Here is a 20799-nt window from a genome sequence, read left to right as displayed (position 1 = left end):
TATTTAGTACTTAATCAGGCACAGGCCAGCCGAGATAGCCAAAGGCGGCGCGGTGAATGCGGCGCTTCAGCGAAGCCGGGTCATCCTCGCCTCGCGCGACGGCCATCGCGATCATGCCCTGCGCCAGCGCGATGACATCCCATGCTCTTGTTTCACTCTCTTCAAGCGCCGTTGCGACGCAGCAGTGAAGTGCGGCCAGCATCGCCTGCTGATGTGCCTGAAACTCCGGTGCCGCCTCCTGTAAATCCAGCGTGCGTGCAAGTGCGGGTCGCGAGAACTCATAATCCACGGCAGCGTTAATCATGTCATCAAGACGGTCTGCCAGCTCTGGCCGGGCGGCGGCAGTGTGCATGGCCGTGAGCAGAGATTCATGTTCGCGCGCCACCAGCGCCGCGGTTAAGGCGTGGCGATTCGGGAAATACTGATACAGCGAACCGATGCTGACGCCTGCGGTTTCCGCGACGGCATTCGTGGTGCAGGCCGCCGCGCCCTCACGCTCGAAAATGCGAGCGGTCGCCTCGACAATCGCCTCCACCAGCGCGCGTGAACGCGCCTGGCGCGGCGCTTTACGCGGTGTGAGCGGCGGTTGAATGGCATGCATAAACGCGAGTCCCTGAATATAACGTGTCCCGATATCATAACGGCGTCATCTCAACACCACATCTACAAGCATTAATAGTTTTCAGGGAGAACGTTATGAATACCGCAACAGAGACCGTCACGCTGTTTATGCTGGTGAAAGCCAACCGCAGCTGGCTTGACGCCAGCGCCGAAGCGCGCCAGCGTAATATCGCCACACATCTTACGCCTTTACTCACACAATATGAGGGCACGCTAAGGCTTCGCTGTTTCGATACCGAATTTTACTCCGCGCGGATCTCCGATATCTGGATCTGGGAGGCCGAAAGCCATGCCGTCTGGCAGGGTTTTACTGAAGCGCTTCGCGACACCCCGTTCTGGAATGATTTCTTCGAGATTAAAGAAATTCTCCAGGGCGTCGAGGCGCAGCATTTGTAAGCGATAATCTGGCTGAGGTTTCTCACTTCCCGGTACCCGCTTTCAGAAACGCCCGCGCGTCATCTATGATAAAAGGCGTGAATGATAAACGCCGCTTTATAATGCCGTTATGAGACGCTGAAAGGATGCCGCTGCCATGCCTGTGAACTTTGACCTGAACGATATCTATGCGTTTCGCGCATTAATGGAATACGGCAGTTTCCGGCTCGCGGCGGAGTCCATCTGCCTGTCGCAATCGGCGCTGAGCCGCCGGATTGAAAAGCTGGAGACGGCGCTCGGCGCGCGGCTCTTTGATCGCACTACCCGACGCGTGGCGCTGACGCTCTACGGGCAGAGTTTTGCCGAGCGCTCAGAACAGTTGCTGGCGAATGTCGAAGCGGTGCTGGCGGATATCCAGCAGGCAAGCCAGGAGCGCACGGGGCTTGTGACCGTCGCGACGGTGCCGTCGGGCGCGTATTACTTTATGCCGGACATCATCCGCCAGTTTCAGGCGCGCTACCCGCGCGTGCGCATCAAACTCATCGACAGCAGCGTCGGCAATGTTATCGACGCCGTCAGTAGCGGGCAGGCTGATTTCGGCATCTGTTTTGGCAGAAACCTGCCGCCGAATATTGAGTTTGTCCCGCTGGTGGAGGATGTTTACGTGGCGGCCTGTCGGCGCGATCATCCGCTGGCGAAAAAAGGGCAGCTCACCTGGCAGGACTATTTTCAGCAGGATTACATCAGTCTGGATAAAGTCTCCGGGAACCGTACCCTGCTCGACCAGGCGCTCGGGCACATCACCCCGGAACGGCCGAGCATCTGCGAAACCCGCCATGTCACAACGGTGCTTGGCATGGTGGAAGCGGGCATCGGCATCGCCGCGGTCCCTGCGATGTCAATGCCCGCCGCCGGGCACTCCGTTCTGGTGCCGCTGCGTCTGGTCGATCCGGTCGTCACGCGCAGCGTGGGGCTGATACGCCGCAGCGGGCGTATTCAGTCTTACGTGGCGGCGGAACTTGAAAAGCTCATCACTGAACAGTATCCGCCAGCCTGACCGGCGCTTTTTGCACGACCGACCGCATCCCCGTGGCGTGTATCACCTTTTGCGCGTCGGGTGACCCCAGAAACGCCAGCAACGCGCGGCCTTCGGCGGCATGCGCCGCGTTGTTCGTTACCGCGCCCGCAAAACGGGTGATGTACTGCACGCTGTCAGGCAATTCGCCGACAAACGTCACGCCCGGCTCCGGCAGCAGTTCGCTGACCTGCTGAAACCCCACGGCATACTTTCCTTTCGCCACTTCTGACGCCACCGGAATACGTTCCACCATCCGCGCGCGGGTCTCCACCTGCGCCTCGATCCCCAGCTTCTTAAACAATGCCGTACTGACATAGCGGCCGCTGGCGCTGTCGGAATACGCGATGGAACGCGCTGCCAGCAGCGTCTGGCGCAGCGCTTCCGGGGTGTTTATCGCAGGCACCGGCGCGCCCTGTTTCACCACCATACCAATGGGCGAATCCGCAAGCTCCGTGCGCGACCCCGGCGCGGTACGCCCCGCTTTTTCAAGGCTCGTCAGGGCGTCGCCCACCATGATCACCACGTCCGCCTTCTCACCGCGCGCCAGCCGGTTCGGGATTGCCTGCGGCGTTTTGCCCATCGACGGGCCGGGCACGATCACAATCTGGTTGCCGCTCTGCGTTTCATACGCCGGGCGGAGCTGTTCCAGCGCGGCCTTAAAGCCGCCTGAAATCATCACCGTGATCTCCTGCGCCAGCGCCACGCTGCTTAGCGACGAGAGCGTCAGCGCGGCTATCCATGTAGTCATTCTCTTATGCATGGCGGCGTCCTGCGGTCTGTAATGTCATGGTGCTGCGGCGGTATAGGTACAGCGTCGCCAGCAGCGCGCAGAGCGCGGCGAAGCTCATCCAGTAGCCGGGCGAGGCTTTGTCGCCGGTGTACTCAATCAGCGCCGTGGAAATCACCGGCGTAAAGCCGCCGAAAATCGCCGTTGCCAGGCTGTAGGCGAGCGAGAAGCCTGCGACGCGCACCTCGGCGGGCATGATTTCGGTAAGCGCCGGGATCATCGCGCCGTTGTACAGGCCATACAGAAAAGAGAGCCACAGCAGCACGCCCAGCATCATGGAAAAGCCTGGTGACGCGGCCAGCATCATCAGCGCCGGATACGCGGTAGCCAGCGCCAGCAGCGTCATGGCAATCAGCACCGGTTTACGCCCGAAGCGGTCAGAGAGCGCGCCGCCCACCGGCAGCCAGAAAAAGTTGGAAATCGCCACCAGCAGCGTCACCAGCAGGCTGTCGGAGGCGCTCAGCATCAGCACTTTTTTGCCAAAGGTAGGTGCATAGACGGTAATGAGATAGAACGCCGTGGTGGTCATTGCCACCATCATCATGCCCGCAATCACCACCGGCCAGTGGGTCAGCAGCATGCGGAACACCTGTTTCATGTCGAGATGGTGACGGCGCGCGCTGAACTCCTGCGTCTCTTCAAGTTTGCGGCGCAGCACGAAAATAAACGGCACAATCAGGCAGCCGAAGAGGAACGGGAGTCGCCAGCCCCAGCTACTGATAGCCGACTGATCCAGCACCGCGTTGAGGGCAAAGCCCATCGCCGCCGCCACCATAATGGCGACCTGCTGGCTGCCCGACTGCCAGCTGGTGTAAAACCCTTTGCGGCCCGGCGTCGCGATTTCCGCGAGATACACCGACACGCCGCCAAGCTCGGCACCCGCTGAAAAGCCCTGCAACAGGCGACCAATCAGCACGAACAGCGGCGCCCACAGCCCGATGACCTCATAAGACGGGATCAGCACAATCAGAAAGGTGCCCGCCGCCATAATGGAGAGCGTCATGATCAGCCCTTTGCGGCGGCCCACTTTATCGATGTACGCGCCCAGCACGATCGCGCCGATGGGGCGCATCAGAAAGCCTGCGCCAAACACCGCAAACGTCATCATCAGCGAGGCGAATTCGCTGCTCGCCGGGAAGAACGTGTGCGCGATATAGGTGGCATAAAAGCCGAACAGGAAAAAATCAAACTGCTCCAGAAAGTTGCCGGACGTGACGCGCAAAATAGCGCCGATCCGGGAACGGGTGTTTACAGGTGAGGTAGCGGAATGCATTGATGTCTCCATTTGTCATTGACGCTTGTGATTGCGCCTCTTTCTGAAGACTGGAACAGAAATAACGACTTAATAAGCGTAATAAACGCATTGGCCGATGCGTTTCACGCATTAATGCTGCGCTCTGTTGTCATAGCGCTTTTGTATACAAAGATTTAACAATTATCGCCGGAATGAAGCCGCACAGAAAAGACGGACAATGAGTTTTCCGTTTTGTGACAAAGGCCTGAGTGTGAAAGGGTATGTTTACTGAATTTTCACAATCCTCAGGCCCGCTTATGGAAAGCGACCAGCACCGCTACACCAGCAAATTCTGCCCGATAAAGTCATCAATATCCTCCTGCGCCTGGCGGAGCGCCGCATCAGAAGGCAGCGTGTAGAGATGATCGCTGTAGCCGAACAGCATCGCGTCCAGCTGTCTTGCGAAACGCGCGGCGTTGAGGTGGCGAAACACGCCTTCCTGCGCGCCCGCGGTGAGAATAGCCACCAGCGCGTCATGCCAGCGCGCGAGTATCGATTCCATTAACTGTGCATACTCAGCATTGTGGGCCGCCAGCTGCCACAGCGAGCCGTACAGCTTCGCGGTCGGGTCCGGCGTGGTGGAAATCACCCCTTCGATAAACACTTTCAGCCTTTCCCGGGCGGGCAGCGATGCCGTCCGCATAACAAATTCGTTCAGTTCATTCTCAAGAAACGTGGAAATCGACTCCACGCACAGCGCCTGCCAGTTTTTGAAATAGTGATAGATATGGCTGCGCGAAATCCCCAGGTGTTCCGTCAGATCGCGCGTTTTGACATTTTCGATGCCCTGTTCAATGAACAAGGCGATTGCCGCATTAATGATTTTTTCTTTCACAAAAGCCCGCTCTGCTTTTCTCTGATTGACTTTGAGCAGTTGCTCAAATAGCATCCCACCCCACTTGAGCAACTGCTCTAACTGAAGATTATCAGAAATCATGAAGACGCACAGCGTAAATATCCCGACCGCCCTTCCCCCCTCCAGCGCCGCCGCGACGCTGAAAACGCTGGCGCGACGCCACCGCAAGAAACTCTTTTTCACCTTCTTCCTGGTGATTGCGGAGAACGTCACGTATCTGCTCTATCCGGTGCTGGCGGGGATCTGCATTAACGCGATTCTGGCGGGCAACGTCTGGAACGCGATGCTCTACGGGCTGATGGTGCTGTTTATCTGGCTGCTGGGCGCGACGCGGCGCAGTGTCGATACGCGCACGTTCGCGCGCATTTATGCGGGCCTCGCCGTCTCGGTGGTGCTGGCGCAGCGGCAGAAAAGCCTCAATCATTCGACGATTGCGGCGCGGGTCGCGCTCTCCAGAGAGTTTGTTGATTTTTTCGAGCTGCATCTGCCGACGCTGATTACCTCGGTGGCGTCCATGGCCGGCGCCGCCGTGATGCTGCTGCTGATTGAGTTCTGGACGGGAATGGCGTGTCTGGGCATCCTGGCCGTGCTGGCCTGTTTTCTGACGCGGTTCACCCGTCGCAATGAGGCGCTGTACGGCAGGCTCAATAACCGCCTTGAAAAAGAGATCGATATGGTGACGCACGCCGCGCCGCGCGCCCTGCAACGGCATTACCAGGTGCTGGCGAGACTGCGCATCACGCTTTCCGATCGTGAAGCGATGGGATATTTCACCATCGGCGTACTGGCCGCGCTGCTGTTCAGCTTTACGGTGGTGATGATGACGCAGTCAGCCGCGATCAACGCCGGCCACATCTATTCGGTGATGACGTATATGTGGATGTTCGTCACAAGCCTGGATGACGCGCCGCAACTGCTGGAGAAATATTCACAGCTGAAAGATATCGGCAAACGGGTGACGACTGAGGCGGAAACCGGAGCCGCTGAATAACCTCGGTGAACCTGTCGCCGCCCCCTGGGGCGGCCCGATTACTGAGGCTGTTCGCGCAGGAAAATCGTCAGCACGTCTTTAAACGCGACGCCGCCGCACTCCGCGACAAGCCAGCCGACCGCGCCACGGTGACAGGTGTAGCGCCCGTGGCTGCCAATATTAAGGGTTCAGGAAAATTCAGGCGCGCTTTTCGGTATACTCGGCCCGGCACAGTAAACGAAAAGGATGACAAGATGATTACCCGCGCCCACGCACGACACTTCCCGGCGTTAGCAGATATCTGGGAACGCGCCGTGCGCCACACCCACACCTTTCTTTGCGAGGCGGAAATAGCGCGTCTCAGAGTCTGCGTTCAGGAAATGTATTTGCCTGCGCTACCTGTCTGGTGCTGGCAGAAGGAAAACGGTAAATGCGCTGGTTTTGTCGGCGTGCTGGATGAAAAAATCGAGATGCTGTTTGTCGAACCGCAGGTGTTTGGTCGTGGCATCGAAAAAGCGTTACTGACCTTCGCCTGCGAGCAGCAGGGTGCACGCTTTGTGGATGTCAATGAGCAAAACCCGTCAGCCATCGCTTTCTATGAACATATGGGGTTTGTCCATACGGGTCGCTCACCGCTGGATGGCGAAGGACAACCTTACCCGCTTCTGCATATGCAACGGCGTTGATTATTCTCCAGGATAAGGCCCCGTCATGCGTACACGCCCCGCGTCACGATTGCTGATTATGAGCCCCGATCACCGCTTATTGCTGTTTCGCTTTACCCACCGCGACGACGCGCTTGCTGGCCGCTCTTACTGGGCGACGCCGGGCGGCGGCGTCGAAGACGGCGAGTCATTCTCAGAGGCGGCACTACGCGAGCTACGGGAAGAGACAGGCATCGTGCGGGCCTCCGCTGGGCCTGAAGTGGCGCAGCGCACCTTTACGATGCTGCTGCCGAATGGCGAAACGGTGCTGGCCGACGAGCGCTTTTTTATGATTCACGTTGACCGCGAAGAGACGGACTTCTCAGGCTGGAGCGCGAATGAAAAGCGCGTCATTCACGATCACCGCTGGTGGTCAGCAGAAGCCCTTACTAACACGACCGACACCATCTACCCGCGGGAACTGCTGCTGGAGATGATGGCGGCGCGCTGAAGGCAGTCGCCTACAAATTTCAACGGGTTTACAGCCAGGCGCAGGCTGATAGTGTGGCCTCATTACAGAGGGAAAACACCATGAACCTGCCGCTACAACTCGAAGATACGCTTTTTATCGCCATGAAAAATTCTGACGTGACGGCGCTTACGGCGTTAATCGCCGACGATCTGCTGTTTGTGAATCACGCCGGTCAGCGCGTAACGAAAACTGAGGATATCGGGCTCCATGCCAGCGGCGCCATCACCATTGAGGCGATTGAACGTGAATCCTTTCAGGCGCAGGAGAGCGACCACTGCATTATTGTCGATACCTGCGTGGCCATCACGGGCACTTACGCCGGTGCGCCGCTAAATGGCCGTTTTCACCATTTCCGCACCTGGGTGAAACGCCACGGTGACTGGCAGGTGCTCGGTTTAAAAACCACGCTACTCTGACGCGCGGCCCCGGCGCGGCTGAAGCAGCAGGCTGAACGCCGCGGGCAAGACGGTCAGCGTCACCAGCGTCGCGACGATAAGCCCACCGATAATCGCGAATGCCATCGGTCCCCAGAATACCTGATGCGAAATCGGGATCATGCCGAGGATCGCCGCACAGGCCGTCAGCATAATGGGCCGGGCGCGGTGCTGTGCGGCGGTGGTAATCGCCGCGTTGACGTCCATACCCTGTTGCAGGTTGCCGTCGACCTCCGTTATCAGAATAACCGCGTTGCGGATGATCATTCCGGCCAGCGCGATAATCCCAAGCAGCGCGACAAACCCCAGCGGCGTGCCGGTGGGCAGCATCGCCAGTACCACGCCCGGTAGCCCGAACGGGGCCATCAGCAGCGCCAGCAACATGCGTGAAAAGCGGCGTAGCTGAATCATCAGTAGCACCAGCATGACGATGAGCGTTACCGGCAACATGCGATACACCGAGCGGTTGCCCTTATCTGATTCCGCCACCGCGCCCGCCTCTTCGATGCGATAACCCGCAGGCACCCGCGCGCGAAATGCGTCAATGACAGGCCGCAGTCCCAAAGCCGCAGCTTCAGCGCGAAGCCCCGGTGCCAGATCGGTCTGCACGGTGATAAACGGCAGCCGCTGATGACGCCAGATAACCGGATCGTCCAGCCCCCAGACGGGGGTTGCCACCTCGCTGAGCGGCACTTTACCGCCGCTCGCGGTCGGCACCCTCAGCGCAGAAAGCGTGGCAATGTCGCGCCGTTCCGCATTATTGCCTCGCAGCACAACATCCACCAGTCGGTCGTTATCGCGCACCGTGGTGACCGTCGCGCCGGACCAGACCGTGTTCAGTAACTGTGCCAGGCTCTGCGAGGAGACGCCCACGGCGCGTGCCGCCGTCTGGTTGACTTCAAGCGTAATGACCCTCTCCGGCTCGCCCGCCGTCAGGTTCACTTCACGCGTCAGCGGCGATGTGCCAAGCGTACCGGCAAGCGCCCGCGCGAGGCGTTGTACCTGCGCATAGTCCGGCCCGCTGACGCGATATTTCAGCGGCCAGCCGACCGGTGGACCAAGCTCCAGCGGCGATACGCGGGTGGTGATATCGCTGAACTGCGTCGCCATCAGGGTGTCGAGCTGGCGACGCAGGCGATCGCGCGCCTGAAGATCTTTTGCCACAACGACCAGCTGCGCCGTGTTTTCATTGTCCTGAAGGATCTCCATCGGCAGATAAAACCGCACCGCGCCGGTGCCCACATACGCCGAATAACGATCGATATTCGTGTTGCCGCGTAGCGCACGCTCCAGGCGTTCCACCTGGTTTTGCGTCTGCGTCTGTGACGCGCTGGCGGGCAGCGAAAGGGTCACCAGGAGTTCCGGGCGATCGGAGGCCGGGAAAAACTCCCCCTGCATAAATGTGGTGCCCCAGAACGACAACCCCAGCGCGAACAGCGCGCCGCCTATTGTCACAAGCCGGTGGCGCAACGCCTGTTGCAGAATTCTGTGATAACCGCGCGCCAGCCAGCCCGGTTCGTTGTGATGACGTTTGATCTGTGCGGGCAGCAGCCATGTGCCGGTCAGTGGCGAAAACAGGATCGCCACCACCCATGAACAGAGCAGCGAGATTGTCACCACGACGAACAGCGAGTAACAATATTCCCCGGCGCTGGAGGCGGCAAAACCAACCGGAATAAATCCCGCAATCATCACCAGCGTGCCGGTGAGCATCGGAAACGCCGTGGTTTTGAAAGCCCAGGTCGCCGCGCGTTGACGAGAATCGCCCGCCTCCAGCCGCGCCACCATAGTTTCGACAGCGATCATGGCATCGTCCACCAGCAGACCAAGGGCGATAATCAGCGCGCCGAGTGAAATGCGCTGTAGCCCGATGCCCGCCAGCATCATGCCTGCGAACGTCATCGCCAGCACCAGCGGAATGGCGGCGGCCACCACCAGACCGGCGCGCATGCCGAGCGACACAAATGACACCGCGAGAACAATCAGCACTGCCTCCATCAGCACATGGACAAAGCCGCTTACCGCCTCGCTCACGACAGTGGACTGATCGGCCACTTTCACCATCTCGATGCCGTGCGGCAATTGCGCCGCGCTCTGCGCCATGCGCGCGTTCAGCGCCTGGCCAAAATCCAGCATATTGCCAGTGGGTGCCATCGAAATCGCAAGCCCGATGGCAGGCTGTCCGTTCACGCGAAACTGCGGCACAGGCGGCACAGGCGGCTCGGCAGGCTGGCGACTCACGGTGGCGATATCGGTCAGCGGAATGTAGCGGCCACTGATATGCAGCGTCACGGCGCGCAGGCTCTGCTCCGAGGTGAGCGCGCCGCTGACGCGGATCGCGATGTTATCTCCTGCGGCGCGCAGCGTTCCGGCGGGCTCGACGGCATTCTGCGCCTTCAGAGCGTCACTCACCTGCGTTATATCAAGCCCCATCCCGGCGAGCTTGCGGGGAGAAAAGGCGATAACCATCTGCTCCTGCGGCTCGCCGAGCAGCGTAATTTTGCCCACGTCATTTAACGACATCAGCTCACGCCGGATAGCCTCCACCCGCTCGCGCAACGCCTGCAGGGAATAGCCTTCAGCGGTAAAGCCATAAATCGTGCCGAAGGTGTCGTCAAACTCATCATTTACCACGGGCCCCTGCACGCCTTGCGGCAGCGACGAAGCGATATCCTGCATGCGGTTGCGAAGCGTGTTCCATATGCCCGGCACCGCCTGCGGCGGCGTGTCGTCGCGCAGGTTGACGTTGATCACAGAGGTACCGGCGCGGGTTTCACTTTCGAGGTTATCAAGCCAGGGGATCTCCTGAAGCTTTTTCTCCAGCGTATCCGTGACAAGATTTGTCGTGTCAGTCACCGACGCGCCAGGCCAGCGTGCCGAGACAACCGCGGTTTTAATGGTAAAAGCCGGATCTTCATTACGCGGCAGTTGTTCGTAACAGAGCACGCCTGTCGCGATAATCAGCAGCATAAAAAAACTCACCAGTTGCTGGTGCGCCAGCGCCCACGCCGAGAGATTAAAGGTCGGTTTCATTTACATCGCCTCGCCAGGGATGACCTTTTCACCGGCGCGCAATTTACTGACGCCCGCCACAATCACTTTATCGCCAGGACGCACGCCGCCTGCGATGATGACACTTTCTGAGGTGTACTCCGCGATAGTTACTGGCCGCGGCTGCGCCCTCTGTTGCGCATCGATGATAAAGAGCGTCGGATGACCATTCTGGCGGGTGAGCGCGCAAGCGGGCACCGTAAAACCCGGCGTCTGCGTTTGCGGGAGCGCTACCGTGACGCTCGCGCCGAGCGCCATAGCGTCAGGGGGATCCGTTAACATCAGCCGCACTCGCCAGGTGCGCGTCTGCGGGTCGGCCTGCGGACTGATGTCCCGCAGCACGGCGGTCGCAGTGATGGCGGGCTCCGTGAGTGAGGCGACTTGCCACCGGGCCTGCATCGCGCGCGAAAACCGCTGCGGATCGCTGACATCCAGCACGACGTCGCGCGCGTGGCTGGTAGCGAGTGTGAAGATGCTCTGCCCGGCGCTTACCACCTGCCCGGCCGACGCGCTGACGCTGGTAATCACGCCGTCGGCAGGCGCCGCCAGTTGCGTCCAGCCAAGGCTCTCACGCGCGTTACGCAACGCGGCCTCGCTGCTTTTCAGCCGCGCAACGGCGCTCTGCCAGTCCGCCTGCACGCTGTCGAGCTGGCTTTGGGCGATAGCGCCGGACGGCATTAGCTTCTGCATACGCTTAAGATTCAGCGCTGCCACCCGCTCCGCCGCCTGCGCGCCCTGGCGCTCCGCCTCAGCGCTGGCCTGCTGGTTTTCGCTGGTGGCGCGCTCAAGCGTGGCAAGCAACTGCCCCGCGTGAACCGTGGCACCTATGTCCACTTCGCGGCTGGCGAGTCTGCCATCGGTACGAAAGCTCAGGGTGGTTTCGTCATGGGCGCGGATCTCGCCTGTGCGCAGGTCAGCGTGCGCCGCAGGCGAGGAAGCTGTGATGACCAGATACCGCACCGGACGTGGCGGCGCGGGCCGGTCGGTCTGATGATTGTCGCCACAGCCTGTTAAGAGTGGCAGGATCGCAGCCAGTACCACAACGGGCAGCAGGGCAAAGAAAGAAAAAGCACGCGCCGCATGGAAAAGATGCTGCACGCAATGACGAAAATAATCGGTGAATGCTTCAGACATGACGCCGCTCCTTCAGGAAATCAGCGTCATTTCAGCGTGGTTGCGTCGAGATTCGTTCGTTTTTGCGTCAAGAAACCATCAAGCCAGCAATTTTTATTGGCTGGCATCGACAGTGGGCAGCGTCACGCCGATCCTTAAGCCGCCCCCTTCCGGCAGTGCCGCCTGGATATCGCCGCCGTGGGCCTGGCAGATTGCTCGGGCGATAGAAAGCCCCAGCCCGCTGCCGCCAGAATGGCGGGCGCGAGAGGTCTCCGCGCGGGTAAAACGCTCAAACATTACCGGCAGAAAACTTTCCGCGACGCCGGGCCCGTCATCCTGAAAATCGATCCGGTAGCCTTCTGCCGTAGGGTGCAGCCGAATATCGAGCCGCCCGCCAGGTTTGCCATAGCGCAGCGTGTTTTCCATCAATATGGTAAAGACCTGCCCGAGACGCAGCGGATCGGCGTACAGCGGCGACGCCGGTGCGGCATGGATAATCACGCTGATGCCTGCAGCGTCAGCCTGCGGCTTCAGCCAGGCGGCGCGCTCGCGCAACAGTTCATCAAGGCTTATCGCTTCACGAGCGAGGATCAACTGCCCTGCATCGGCGAGCGACAAGAGATGCAGCTCATCCGTCAGACGGTTCAGCAACTGAAGCTGCTTCATCACCATCGCCAGCTGCTGAGGATCGGACGGAAAAACGCCGTCCAGCATCCCCTGCAGGCGGCCCATCGCGGCGGTAAGCGGCGAGCGCAGCTCATGGGCCATCGCCACGTGGGAGGCGCGCAGCTCTTTTTCATACCGCGCGAGCTGGCGGGTCATATCATTGAAATCACTCGCAAAACGCACCATTTCCGCAGGCGCTTCCCTGACAAGCTCCGCCTGACGACCGAATTCGCCCTGCGTCACCTCTTCTGCCGCCTCCCGCAACTGACTGAACTGAGCCGACAGCGGGCGGGCGTATTTCAGACCCATAAAAACGATGAATGGGATCATGACCAGCACCAGCACGCTAAGCAGGAGCCAGTCGCCGGAGGCAATGGAGGGCGTGGAGTAATTCAGCCCCCACCAGGTATCCACGATGTAATGAAAACGCGCCGGATCGGCCTGCGGGTTATCCACCAGCCGGAGAAATTCGTCACGCAGCGCGGGCGGCATCCTGTGCAGATTCCAGTAATTCTGCACCGCGAAGCGCAGCCACATGCAGACGGCGATAACGATAACTGTCCCGACGGCGAGCGAAATTATGCGCCCGCAGATCCAGCGCCAGAGAGACTGATGATGGTTATTCATGGCTGGCGAAACCGGTAACCGATACCGCGCACATTGACCAGCACCCCGCGCAGGCCGCTATTCTCAAGCTTTTTGCGCAGGTTATAGATGTGCGTGTCGACAACGCGCTCCAGCGCCTCACTCTCCGGCAGGCAGCGCTCAAGCAGGTACTGACGGGAAAAAGGACGCGTGGGATGGCGCATCAGCTCGGTAAGCAAAGAAAATTCGGTGGGAGTGAGCTCGAGGTATGTGGTCACGCCGTCCCGGTCTGTCGTCGCGGTGATAGCGACTGTATCCACGGTGAGCGTTTCCCAGCGCAGTATCTCGTCCTGCACCGGTGCTTTGCAACTCCGACGCAGCACCGCCTGCGCGCGCGCGACCACTTCGCCAGGATGATAAGGCTTCACCACATAATCATCGGCCCCGTAGCGCAGCGCGCCGATGCGATCGGGCGTATCGCCCATGGCCGTGACCATGATCACCGGAACATCGCTGCTGCGCCGCAGGGTCGCCAGCACTTCGGTGCCGTTCATGACAGGCAGCATCACATCCAGCAGCATCAGATCCGGTTTCCAGCGTTGCGCTTTTTCAAGCCCGCTGCGGCCATCTCCCGCGATCGCCACGTCGTAATTTTCACGCCGCAGATAGGCCTCCAGTACGCTGGCGGCATCGGCGTCATCCTCAATCACAAGTACCCTTTTGGTTGTCATCTGTTCACCTTGACAGTTTCTTAACAGTTTCCTGACCGTTCATTGATATGAGTGGCCCAGAATGCGCGTCGAACACGGTAGCCAGCCGTTCAGCCATACATTCTCTCGTCCAAAAGGAGACACGATGATAATACGAAACCGGGCGCTGTCCATGCTCATCCTGTTGCCAGGTATTGCCATCGCACAGGAGCCTCCGCCGGACAGCCTGACGGTGGGCGCAGCCGCAGAGTATGCGCCCCGCTACAGCGGTGACGATCATAATACGTGGTCTGGAGTTCCCGTCGTGCAGGCGAGGCATGGCGCATTCTTTTTCGATACGGAAAAGGGGCTCGGATACGATCTGCAAACCGACAACGGGCTGTGGTTTGAACATTCACTGGGCGTGAGCCTGGGGCGCGGGGAGAAAAACAGCGCCTGGCGCGAGGGTGCGGATTCGCTTAAAGGCATGGGCAACATCAAAACCGCGCTGAATACCCGCCTCGCGATCGGCTGGTCGGTCACGCCGTGGCTGACGCTGGAAGGCCAGGCGAAACTGCCGCTCACCGACAGCCAGGGCTTGCAGTATCAGACATCGTTCACGCTGGTGCCCTTCCAGAGCGAGGCCGACACGCTGGCACTGGAGTCGGCAGCCCTCTTCGGCGACAGCCGCTACCTCAATACTTTTTACGGAGTCGATGCACAGCAGAGCGCACGCTCTGGTTATACCCCTTACCGCACCAGTGGCGGGTTTTATGGCGTCAGCAATAACCTGAGCTGGAGTCACCAGTTTGATACGCACTGGGGCGCGACCCTGAGCGCCGGTTACACCTGGCTTGCTGATAAAGCCGACAACAGCCCGATTGTGTATACCCGTAACCAGACGACCACCGCGCTGGCAGTGACATACACCTTCTGATGGCACTTGCACAACCGCCTATCAGACACAGGTGACGCTGCACGCGAGCTTAATGTTCTCTTAACGGTGCGAGTGGACAATAGCGAATATTTTACGCCTGCGTGTCTTTTTCCGGCCGACTTAGTGGGTTTTCACAACAGTTTTATACAGGTGCGGCACTATGCAGTTTAAAAATTTCGTCGGTAATCTGGCAGGCTGGCAACCCTGCGACGCGGCCCGTTACGCGCGTATTTATGAGCAATTTGGCGGCTCAGTTTGCTGTCACCCGGATGTGCTGCAATTTTTAAGCTGTGAGCAGAATCTGACGCTGCGTTATTTCGCGCTTAAAGAGGGTGACGACGACGCAGGCGCCTGCTTTTCCGTTAACGGGAAGTGCAGCCTGCAACACCGGCAGTATCCTGTGGTTTTTGATGATGTGTTATTCCCGCTGCGCGCCGGTAAACGCAGCTACCTGCCAGTGACCAACAAACGGCTCTCACCGCAACATAAAGGCGCGTTTGTTAATACGATCTTCTCCGGGCGTCTTAAGCACAACGTCGCCCGGATCAAAGAAAATATCTCGAAAACCTCCGAGAAAAAGCGCCGCAAGGAGTTTGAGAAATTCTGCGCCATGGGTGGTGTGGTGCGTGACGCGAGCCATTTTTCCTCAGAAGAGTTAGCAGCGATATATATCGAGCTTTTCACCCTGCGCTGGCAGGGAAAAATTTACTGCTTTAAATATGACGATCTGGTCCGCACCTTTGACGCGCTGCGGCACCTGATTTTTGGCAGCGTGCTGTTTCTCAATGCACGCCCGTGCGCGTTCGATATTATTTTTATGTGCAGCAGTCCTGAGTGGATCTATTTCGATGATATTAACGGCGGCTACGATCCGCAGTACACCACGTTGAATCTGGGCAGTATTTTGTTATGGCTTAATACCAGCAATGCCCGTGCGCTGTGCGCCAGAGAAAAAAAGACGATGCGCTTTTCGCTGGGGATTTATAAAGAATTCTGGAGCTATAAAAAACAGTGGTGCGATATTATCCCGCTCGGCAGAACCATTTTCTGACGGGTGCATGAATGCAGGAAAACGGGTGTGCGCCCGTTTTCCTTGCAGCATCCGTTACCGCTCCGGATTAAGATAACAGACACGCAGACGGTGACCGTCCGGGTCCATCGCCGCAAAGGTGTAACCGAAATCAAGCTCCACCGGGCTCTGGAGAGCCGTCGCCTGACGCTCCATGCACCAGAGCATATAAAAATGTTCGACCTCGTCCCGCGTCTGTACCTTAAAGACGATTTCCCCCGATGGCACCGGCGCACGCTGATTCACCACCGGCTCAACGGTATAGCAGGACCACAGCCCCAGTTTAAAACCGTTCTCCAGCACGAATAACGCGAATGTAGGCTGTTTCTCAACCGGCTCGCAGCCGAGCAGCGTGGAATAAAATGCAGCGCTCTTAAGGACGTTCTCAACATAGAGAATAGACATATCGGCAGTGATCATTTGGCTCTCCTTGTGTGGTGAGCCATGACAGTAACAGCCAGCGGTGACAGTTTTTGTCAGTAGGTTTTTGCCTGCTCAATCCCTTCCGCGTTTTTCCACTCTTTCAGCAGTTTATAGCGCGATTGCGGGCACGATTGCTCGCTGATGGTGACCCGTTGCATCCGATCGATACGAAAATGGCGGAACGCCTGGCGCAGCTCGCACCAGCACGCCAGCATCCTGACCGCGTCAAAAAAACCCAGCGCAATCGGCCATACCAGGCGCGACGACGCGGCGCCGTCTTTATCGGTATAGACCAGCTCAAGCTTTCTGCGCTGATGGATAGCCTGGCGGATATCCGCCAGAAATCGCAGGCTGCTGTCATTGCCGGGGGGCGGCACCATCAGCGACGGGTAGCGGATATGCTGCGCGAGATTCTCCGGAAGAATGGCGTGAATCTTCGCCACCGCGTTACGGGCCGCAGCCTCCAGTTGCGGGTCGGTATGGCGCATTACCCAGTGCAGGCCGAGCATCAGCGCGTCAACCTCATGCGCATCGAACATCAACGGCGGCAGGTGATAATCGGATTGCAGGATGTAGCCAATCCCTGCGCTGCCTTCAATTTCAACACCCTGCATTTTGAGGGTCTCGATATCGCGATAAATACTGCGCACGCTGACATCAAGTCGTTCCGCGAGCGTCGCCGCCGTCACCGGGTAACGGTGGGATCGCAGAAGCTGGAGCAGTTCTAAAAGCCGTTGTGTGCGGGTCATGTCGGGTCTCGGTAATGTACCTACGTCACAGGCCACGTATTATGGGATGAGCAGACGACACCTAAAGCCGTGTCCATCATCTGCCTCACAGAAACTTATCCATATTGAGCGTGCGAAAGGCGTCATCCACATCGCTGTAAGCAACGTCCGTCACGTAACTGCCGGACGGCTGCCAGAAAAAGGCCGCGACGCCCGGATCGGTGCTGTTGCTGGCTATCCGGTAGCGCGTGAACTTCACTTTCGTGGCATCGGTTAAATCAGTACTTTCTGAGGACTCCGCGATTTTCACCGCCCGGACCAGATAGAAAATATGGTTAACCTGATACGGTTCATAGCCGCTGATTTTCGTGGTTGAGGCGGAAAGCCGAAAATCGCTCCAGGTAAAGCCATCGTCATCCGGCACCGGGACAATCAGCCAGGCGTGGTCTTTCTGAATATAAACCGTGAGCGTGCTGCTGGGGTGGGAGGTATTATTGTCATAGGTGGCGCTGAAAATAAGATCGTTCGCGCCATCCTGATTAATATCGAGCGTATTCGGGCCATCTTTCAGCGCCACGGGAACAGCCTGGCTGGCGCTGGCAGAGCCCGCCATCAACAAAGAGGCGATAAAAAGCGCGCTCAGTTTCATCTCAATCGATCCCTTTGAAATAAGTATTGTCGGCTGAAAAAGCGCCTTGCGCCAGCTATTCGTCGCCTGGCGCAATAAAGCATGAGCGTAGTGACGCTACGTTAATTAACGGTTTAATGACGCCGCCGCACGCCGTTTTTCGGCCAGCAGCGCCATCATGGCGGCGACCAGCGGCACCAGCGAGCACCACAGCACGGCGTTCCAGCCCACCAGCGTCAGCAGCGCGCCGGAAGAGAACGAACCCACGATCATCACGCCAAACACTACAAAATCATTCAGCGACTGCACACGGTTTTTTTCTTCCGGGCGGTGATAGTCGAGGATTTGCGCCGACGCGCCGGTAAAACCGAGGTTCCAGCCGATGCCAAGCAAAATCAGCAGCAGCCAGTAATGCCCGACCGCCGTTCCGGCAAGGCCCGCCGCGACAGAAAGCGCCGAGATCGCAAGCCCCACCGCGGCGATACGCGTGGCGCCAAAACGCGTAATGAGCCGGCCCGTAAAGAAGCCCGGCGCATACATAGCAATGACGTGCCACTGGATGCCCAGGTTCGCGTCCTGTAGTGAAAGGCCGTGCATATGCATCGACAGCGGCGTGGCCGTCATCAGAAAATTCATCACCATATACGCCACCGCGCCGCTGAACACGGTGCGGCTGAAGCCCGGCTGGCGCACGATGTCACGAAGCGGTCGGCCGCGTCCCTGATGTTCCGGCGCGATCGGATCGGGCGCTTTTACGCCCCAGAGCACCACTGCGGACACCGCCGCCACCAGCGCCTGCGCAAGGTAAGTGGCGGCAAATGTATAGGGCGGCCAGAGATCCATCGTGCCGTTGACCAGCATCGGCCCGACAATGCCTGCCGCCACACCGCCGCCCATCACCAGCGACAGCGCCCTGGCTCGCCGTTCGCGCGCCACGCCATCGGTGGCCGCAAAGCGAAATGAAACCGCGACGGCGGCATACGCGCCGCTCATAAACCCGGCGATGCAAAAGAGCCAGAAGGAGCCTGTCACCACGGCCAGAGCCGCCGTCAGTCCGGTCAGCACGCCCGTACTGGTGCCCGCCATAAACGCCGCGCGGCGGCCATAACGGCGGGCAAGCACGCCAAAAGGCAGGATCAGCGCGGCCATCCCGACAACGAAAATCGTCAGCGGCAGCGTTGCCAGCGCCTGATCCGGCGCCATCGCGTCGCCGACAATCGCACCGGTCGCGTAAAACACCACCGAGTTCGCGCCCGCGAGCGCCTGGGCCGTCGCCAGCCGAAAAATATTCCTGTTCTGCTGCCCGACGGGCAGGGTGACTTCCGCACTCATTACTCTTCCTTTTGTCGTGATCGCCCTGCGACACGTGTAAATACAGGAGGCCGGTAGCGGCGCGTCACTGTGTAAGCCCGATATATTCTCTTAACGCTTTAACCATAAACCATTTTTTAACGAACGTTCAGAGACTTAATCCTCGTCGCCAATTCGTCTGCGTAAAACCAAACTGGCGGATTATTCAGCTGTCAAATCGCCTTCCGGCGTCATGCTTTGTGCTCCTGGCGGAGGGGAAGTCGTTCTGTACCCGCATCTGCGCTATAACAGAGGCAACGCAATTATGAGGAAATACTTATGTTTGCAGAGACGGCGCGTCTGCGGCTGCGGCCGATCACAGAGACAGATGTGGACGATTTATTCCGGATTTACGGCGATCCGGCGACCAATACGTTTAACCCGGCGGGGCCATACCCCAACCGCGCGCACGCGGAAGGTGTGATGGATCGCTGGCTGACGCACTGGCAGGCTTATGGTTTTGGGAACTGGCGCATCACGTTAACCACCGCGCCCGATGAGACCATCGGTTTTGGCGGGCTGAGCATCCGCCGTTATGCGGACATGGAGATTAATAATCTCGGCTACCGTTTTGCGACGCAGGCGTGGGGACAGGGGCTGGCGACAGAGTTCGCCCGCTTCGCCGTTCGCTATGGGTTTGAAGATCTGGCGCTTGAGGCAGTCTCTGCGGTAGTGCGCAGCAATCACCTGGCGTCGCGCAAAGTGCTGACCCACGCAGGGTTGCGCTACGTGCGTGAGATCCATGACGTCGATAACGCGCCGCCGAGCCTGCTGTACACCCTGACTCGCGGCGACTGGCACGCATGGTAAGCCATTACCCGGCGTCATCAACCGGGTTTTCCGTGCCGTTCAGGACATTCTCCAGATACGCCGTCTGCCCGTGGCGGCGCAGGTAAGCCGTGACCTCACGCGCCCAGCCTTCGCCATTGCCAAGCGTGGCGCGGCTGTGCGTTTCGGCGTAAAGGTAACGCCGGTCCCACAGATTAATTAACGTCTGGTTAATGCCATCGATATTGCAGCCCGGATTGTTCGCCTGCTGTAACGCCAGCGCCCGCTGCACCCGCTCGCGCTGCGCCTCGTCCACCGGGAACTCCCGCTCGGCGTATTCGCTCAGCACCAGGAATGACGGCGGGATGCCCTCTTCCATCGCGGCGTGCAGGCGGTAATGGCCATCCAGCACCACATAAGACGCCAGCCCGGCGATATACCAGACCAGCACCGGCGGCAGCTCGCCCTCCCGGCATTTTTTACGCCACCACTTAAGACGCCCGGCGTGCGGGTCAATCGGGTAACGGCCCATCAGCAGATGACCGCCCCACCACCAGTCCACCAGCCGGACGTGCTCCGGGTCGGTGAGCGAGCGAAAATCTTCGCCGTAAAGCGCCCAGTCCACACCCCAGTCGCCTGCGCTGGAGGGCGTTTTGAAATACCACTGGTCCATGTCGGGCGTGGTGTTGCGCAGGTATGACGAGTGGCGTTTCGCGGGCAGCATCGGGCGTAACAGCCAGTCGCGCGGCGCCAGCAGCGGCGCGGGAGAATCCATCAATTGCCGCGCGAAATAGCGGCACCACTCGCCCGTCCAGGCGGCGTCGCCCTTACGTTTTATGGCTTCAATGTCTTCGGAGCGCACCGGCGGCAATAGATTGAGTTGATCGGGATGTTCACGGTTGGTAACGAGCCAGACGCCGGAATAGTCTTTCAGCATCGAGGCCCAGAAAAGCGTTTCGCCGCGCAGCTGTAATGCCATGCGCCCGTGATGCCCGCTCAGCATCTCCAGCGCCAGGCCTGCGGGCGTTTCGCCCTTTACCATCAGCGCAAGCCCCAGCCAGGCGTCGTTACGATCGTGTAAATCTTTCCACCAGTAGTGTGTCATGCAAGCTCCCTGCGTGTGTACTAAGAGACAGTGTACGGCACAGGGTAACCGTTATGAAGGGAAATGCAGAGAGGAGAACCCGCGGCGGGTACCGCG

General features: G+C 59.2%; 22 protein-coding genes and 1 pseudogene. 9 read left to right on the top strand and 14 right to left on the bottom strand.

The annotated features are described in order from the left end of the window. Positions 1-10: 10 nt before the first annotated feature. Positions 11-601, bottom strand: a complete 591-nt coding sequence (locus tag AFK66_RS20295) for a TetR/AcrR family transcriptional regulator (RefSeq protein WP_023897641.1) — start codon at positions 599-601, stop codon at positions 11-13. Between the two features lie 95 nt (positions 602-696). Between AFK66_RS20295 and AFK66_RS20290 the strand changes: the two genes are divergently transcribed. Together AFK66_RS20290 and psrA are read left to right on the top strand one after the other, a co-directional pair. Next, positions 697-1017 carry a darcynin family protein gene (locus tag AFK66_RS20290; protein WP_007780743.1) on the top strand — a complete coding sequence of 107 codons (321 nt, stop codon included), beginning with the start codon at positions 697-699 and terminating at the stop codon, positions 1015-1017. A gap of 136 nt (positions 1018-1153) precedes the next feature. Further along, on the top strand, positions 1154-2053 hold the full coding sequence (gene psrA, locus AFK66_RS20285) for an L-proline-binding transcription factor PsrA (RefSeq protein WP_023897640.1): 900 nt from the start codon (positions 1154-1156) through the stop codon (positions 2051-2053). Here psrA and AFK66_RS20280 read toward each other — a convergent pair. The 3 genes from AFK66_RS20280 to AFK66_RS20270 all read right to left on the bottom strand — a co-directional run bounded on the left by AFK66_RS20280 (position 2028) and on the right by AFK66_RS20270 (position 4990). Continuing rightward, on the bottom strand, positions 2028-2834 hold the full coding sequence (locus AFK66_RS20280) for a substrate-binding domain-containing protein (RefSeq protein ID WP_007780746.1): 807 nt from the start codon (positions 2832-2834) through the stop codon (positions 2028-2030). The genes psrA and AFK66_RS20280 overlap by 26 nt on opposite strands. Continuing rightward, positions 2827-4134, bottom strand: a complete 1308-nt coding sequence (gene tcuC / locus AFK66_RS20275) for an MFS transporter (protein WP_007780748.1) — start codon at positions 4132-4134, stop codon at positions 2827-2829. The genes AFK66_RS20280 and tcuC overlap by 8 nt, the downstream gene beginning before the upstream one ends. A 298-nt stretch (positions 4135-4432) precedes the next feature. Continuing rightward, on the bottom strand, positions 4433-4990 hold the full coding sequence (locus tag AFK66_RS20270) for a TetR/AcrR family transcriptional regulator (RefSeq protein ID WP_007780750.1): 558 nt from the start codon (positions 4988-4990) through the stop codon (positions 4433-4435). A gap of 100 nt (positions 4991-5090) precedes the next feature. On the opposite strand from AFK66_RS20270, the gene AFK66_RS20265 reads away from it, so the two are divergent. Continuing rightward, positions 5091-6002 carry an ABC transporter six-transmembrane domain-containing protein gene (locus tag AFK66_RS20265; RefSeq protein ID WP_007780752.1) on the top strand — a complete coding sequence of 304 codons (912 nt, stop codon included), beginning with the start codon at positions 5091-5093 and terminating at the stop codon, positions 6000-6002. A gap of 38 nt (positions 6003-6040) precedes the next feature. Here the strand turns inward: AFK66_RS20265 and AFK66_RS23110 are convergent. Further along, positions 6041-6151 (bottom strand): annotated as a pseudogene (locus AFK66_RS23110) (DinB family protein); the annotation flags it as partial. Between the two features lie 84 nt (positions 6152-6235). Here AFK66_RS23110 and AFK66_RS20260 point away from each other — a divergent pair. The 3 genes from AFK66_RS20260 to AFK66_RS20250 all read left to right on the top strand — a co-directional run bounded on the left by AFK66_RS20260 (position 6236) and on the right by AFK66_RS20250 (position 7573). Further along, positions 6236-6667, top strand: a complete 432-nt coding sequence (locus AFK66_RS20260) for a GNAT family N-acetyltransferase (RefSeq protein ID WP_007780754.1) — start codon at positions 6236-6238, stop codon at positions 6665-6667. 25 nt (positions 6668-6692) lie between these two features. Beyond that, entirely contained in the window at positions 6693-7136 is a 444-nt protein-coding gene (locus AFK66_RS20255; RefSeq protein ID WP_071603076.1) for an NUDIX hydrolase, read from the top strand. An 80-nt stretch (positions 7137-7216) separates the two neighbouring features. Beyond that, positions 7217-7573 (top strand): nuclear transport factor 2 family protein, encoded by a 357-nt coding sequence (locus AFK66_RS20250; RefSeq protein ID WP_007780757.1) that lies wholly within the window; start codon positions 7217-7219, stop codon positions 7571-7573. Here the strand turns inward: AFK66_RS20250 and AFK66_RS20245 are convergent. From AFK66_RS20245 to AFK66_RS20230, 4 genes are all read right to left on the bottom strand, one after another. Continuing rightward, complete coding sequence (locus tag AFK66_RS20245; RefSeq protein WP_007780758.1) at positions 7565-10624, bottom strand: efflux RND transporter permease subunit; 3060 nt, start codon at positions 10622-10624, stop codon at positions 7565-7567. The two genes, AFK66_RS20250 and AFK66_RS20245, sit on opposite strands and share 9 nt — an antisense overlap. Then, positions 10625-11776 carry an efflux RND transporter periplasmic adaptor subunit gene (locus tag AFK66_RS20240; protein ID WP_007780760.1) on the bottom strand — a complete coding sequence of 384 codons (1152 nt, stop codon included), beginning with the start codon at positions 11774-11776 and terminating at the stop codon, positions 10625-10627. It abuts the gene before it with no gap. Between the two features lie 93 nt (positions 11777-11869). Further along, positions 11870-13048, bottom strand: a complete 1179-nt coding sequence (locus AFK66_RS20235) for a sensor histidine kinase (RefSeq protein ID WP_007780763.1) — start codon at positions 13046-13048, stop codon at positions 11870-11872. Beyond that, positions 13045-13737 (bottom strand): response regulator, encoded by a 693-nt coding sequence (locus AFK66_RS20230; protein ID WP_032968576.1) that lies wholly within the window; start codon positions 13735-13737, stop codon positions 13045-13047. The genes AFK66_RS20235 and AFK66_RS20230 overlap by 4 nt, the downstream gene beginning before the upstream one ends. Positions 13738-13861: 124 nt before the next feature. Between AFK66_RS20230 and AFK66_RS20225 the strand changes: the two genes are divergently transcribed. Further along, complete coding sequence (locus AFK66_RS20225; RefSeq protein WP_007780767.1) at positions 13862-14632, top strand: MipA/OmpV family protein; 771 nt, start codon at positions 13862-13864, stop codon at positions 14630-14632. Between the two features lie 160 nt (positions 14633-14792). Then, entirely contained in the window at positions 14793-15683 is an 891-nt protein-coding gene (locus tag AFK66_RS20220; protein ID WP_023897632.1) for a GNAT family protein, read from the top strand. Positions 15684-15737: 54 nt separating this feature from the next. Here the strand turns inward: AFK66_RS20220 and AFK66_RS20215 are convergent, their stop codons facing one another. The 4 genes from AFK66_RS20215 to AFK66_RS20200 all read right to left on the bottom strand — a co-directional run bounded on the left by AFK66_RS20215 (position 15738) and on the right by AFK66_RS20200 (position 18812). After that, positions 15738-16121 carry a VOC family protein gene (locus AFK66_RS20215; protein WP_007780771.1) on the bottom strand — a complete coding sequence of 128 codons (384 nt, stop codon included), beginning with the start codon at positions 16119-16121 and terminating at the stop codon, positions 15738-15740. Positions 16122-16177: 56 nt separating this feature from the next. Next, a complete protein-coding gene (locus AFK66_RS20210) occupies positions 16178-16873 on the bottom strand; it encodes a helix-turn-helix transcriptional regulator (protein WP_023897631.1) in 696 nt (231 codons plus the stop codon). An 85-nt stretch (positions 16874-16958) separates the two neighbouring features. Then, positions 16959-17501 (bottom strand): carbapenem self-resistance protein CarG family protein, encoded by a 543-nt coding sequence (locus tag AFK66_RS20205; protein WP_032968580.1) that lies wholly within the window; start codon positions 17499-17501, stop codon positions 16959-16961. A gap of 105 nt (positions 17502-17606) precedes the next feature. After that, positions 17607-18812, bottom strand: coding sequence for an MFS transporter (locus AFK66_RS20200; protein ID WP_023897630.1), 1206 nt, complete (start codon positions 18810-18812; stop codon positions 17607-17609). Positions 18813-19109: 297 nt separating this feature from the next. On the opposite strand from AFK66_RS20200, the gene AFK66_RS20195 reads away from it, so the two are divergent. Continuing rightward, entirely contained in the window at positions 19110-19640 is a 531-nt protein-coding gene (locus AFK66_RS20195; protein ID WP_007780780.1) for a GNAT family N-acetyltransferase, read from the top strand. Positions 19641-19644: 4 nt separating this feature from the next. On the opposite strand, the gene AFK66_RS20190 is transcribed toward AFK66_RS20195, so the two are convergent. Further along, entirely contained in the window at positions 19645-20703 is a 1059-nt protein-coding gene (locus AFK66_RS20190; RefSeq protein ID WP_007780784.1) for a hypothetical protein, read from the bottom strand. Positions 20704-20799: the final 96 nt, after the last annotated feature.

The sequence above is a fragment of the Cronobacter malonaticus LMG 23826 genome, from assembly GCF_001277215.2.
GTDB classification, from domain to species: Bacteria; Pseudomonadota; Gammaproteobacteria; order Enterobacterales; family Enterobacteriaceae; genus Cronobacter; species Cronobacter malonaticus.
Note: the sequence above shows the minus strand (reverse complement) of the source record. Positions and strands in the feature narration are given on the sequence as shown.

What these genes read in the sequence shown, in the direction of transcription:
- AFK66_RS20295 (WP_023897641.1), bottom strand. Translation starts at nt 601, where the DNA reads ATGCATGCCATTCAACCGCCGCTCACACCGCGTAAAGCGCCGCGCCAG.
- AFK66_RS20290 (WP_007780743.1), top strand. Translation starts at nt 697, where the DNA reads ATGAATACCGCAACAGAGACCGTCACGCTGTTTATGCTGGTGAAAGCC.
- psrA (WP_023897640.1), top strand. Translation starts at nt 1,154, where the DNA reads ATGCCTGTGAACTTTGACCTGAACGATATCTATGCGTTTCGCGCATTA.
- AFK66_RS20280 (WP_007780746.1), bottom strand. Translation starts at nt 2,834, where the DNA reads ATGCATAAGAGAATGACTACATGGATAGCCGCGCTGACGCTCTCGTCG.
- tcuC (WP_007780748.1), bottom strand. Translation starts at nt 4,134, where the DNA reads ATGCATTCCGCTACCTCACCTGTAAACACCCGTTCCCGGATCGGCGCT.
- AFK66_RS20265 (WP_007780752.1), top strand. Translation starts at nt 5,091, where the DNA reads ATGAAGACGCACAGCGTAAATATCCCGACCGCCCTTCCCCCCTCCAGC.
- AFK66_RS20260 (WP_007780754.1), top strand. Translation starts at nt 6,236, where the DNA reads ATGATTACCCGCGCCCACGCACGACACTTCCCGGCGTTAGCAGATATC.
- AFK66_RS20255 (WP_071603076.1), top strand. Translation starts at nt 6,693, where the DNA reads ATGCGTACACGCCCCGCGTCACGATTGCTGATTATGAGCCCCGATCAC.
- AFK66_RS20250 (WP_007780757.1), top strand. Translation starts at nt 7,217, where the DNA reads ATGAACCTGCCGCTACAACTCGAAGATACGCTTTTTATCGCCATGAAA.
- AFK66_RS20245 (WP_007780758.1), bottom strand. Translation starts at nt 10,624, where the DNA reads ATGAAACCGACCTTTAATCTCTCGGCGTGGGCGCTGGCGCACCAGCAA.
- AFK66_RS20240 (WP_007780760.1), bottom strand. Translation starts at nt 11,776, where the DNA reads ATGTCTGAAGCATTCACCGATTATTTTCGTCATTGCGTGCAGCATCTT.
- AFK66_RS20235 (WP_007780763.1), bottom strand. Translation starts at nt 13,048, where the DNA reads ATGAATAACCATCATCAGTCTCTCTGGCGCTGGATCTGCGGGCGCATA.
- AFK66_RS20230 (WP_032968576.1), bottom strand. Translation starts at nt 13,737, where the DNA reads ATGACAACCAAAAGGGTACTTGTGATTGAGGATGACGCCGATGCCGCC.
- AFK66_RS20225 (WP_007780767.1), top strand. Translation starts at nt 13,862, where the DNA reads ATGATAATACGAAACCGGGCGCTGTCCATGCTCATCCTGTTGCCAGGT.
- AFK66_RS20220 (WP_023897632.1), top strand. Translation starts at nt 14,793, where the DNA reads ATGCAGTTTAAAAATTTCGTCGGTAATCTGGCAGGCTGGCAACCCTGC.
- AFK66_RS20215 (WP_007780771.1), bottom strand. Translation starts at nt 16,121, where the DNA reads ATGATCACTGCCGATATGTCTATTCTCTATGTTGAGAACGTCCTTAAG.
- AFK66_RS20210 (WP_023897631.1), bottom strand. Translation starts at nt 16,873, where the DNA reads ATGACCCGCACACAACGGCTTTTAGAACTGCTCCAGCTTCTGCGATCC.
- AFK66_RS20205 (WP_032968580.1), bottom strand. Translation starts at nt 17,501, where the DNA reads ATGAAACTGAGCGCGCTTTTTATCGCCTCTTTGTTGATGGCGGGCTCT.
- AFK66_RS20200 (WP_023897630.1), bottom strand. Translation starts at nt 18,812, where the DNA reads ATGAGTGCGGAAGTCACCCTGCCCGTCGGGCAGCAGAACAGGAATATT.
- AFK66_RS20195 (WP_007780780.1), top strand. Translation starts at nt 19,110, where the DNA reads ATGTTTGCAGAGACGGCGCGTCTGCGGCTGCGGCCGATCACAGAGACA.
- AFK66_RS20190 (WP_007780784.1), bottom strand. Translation starts at nt 20,703, where the DNA reads ATGACACACTACTGGTGGAAAGATTTACACGATCGTAACGACGCCTGG.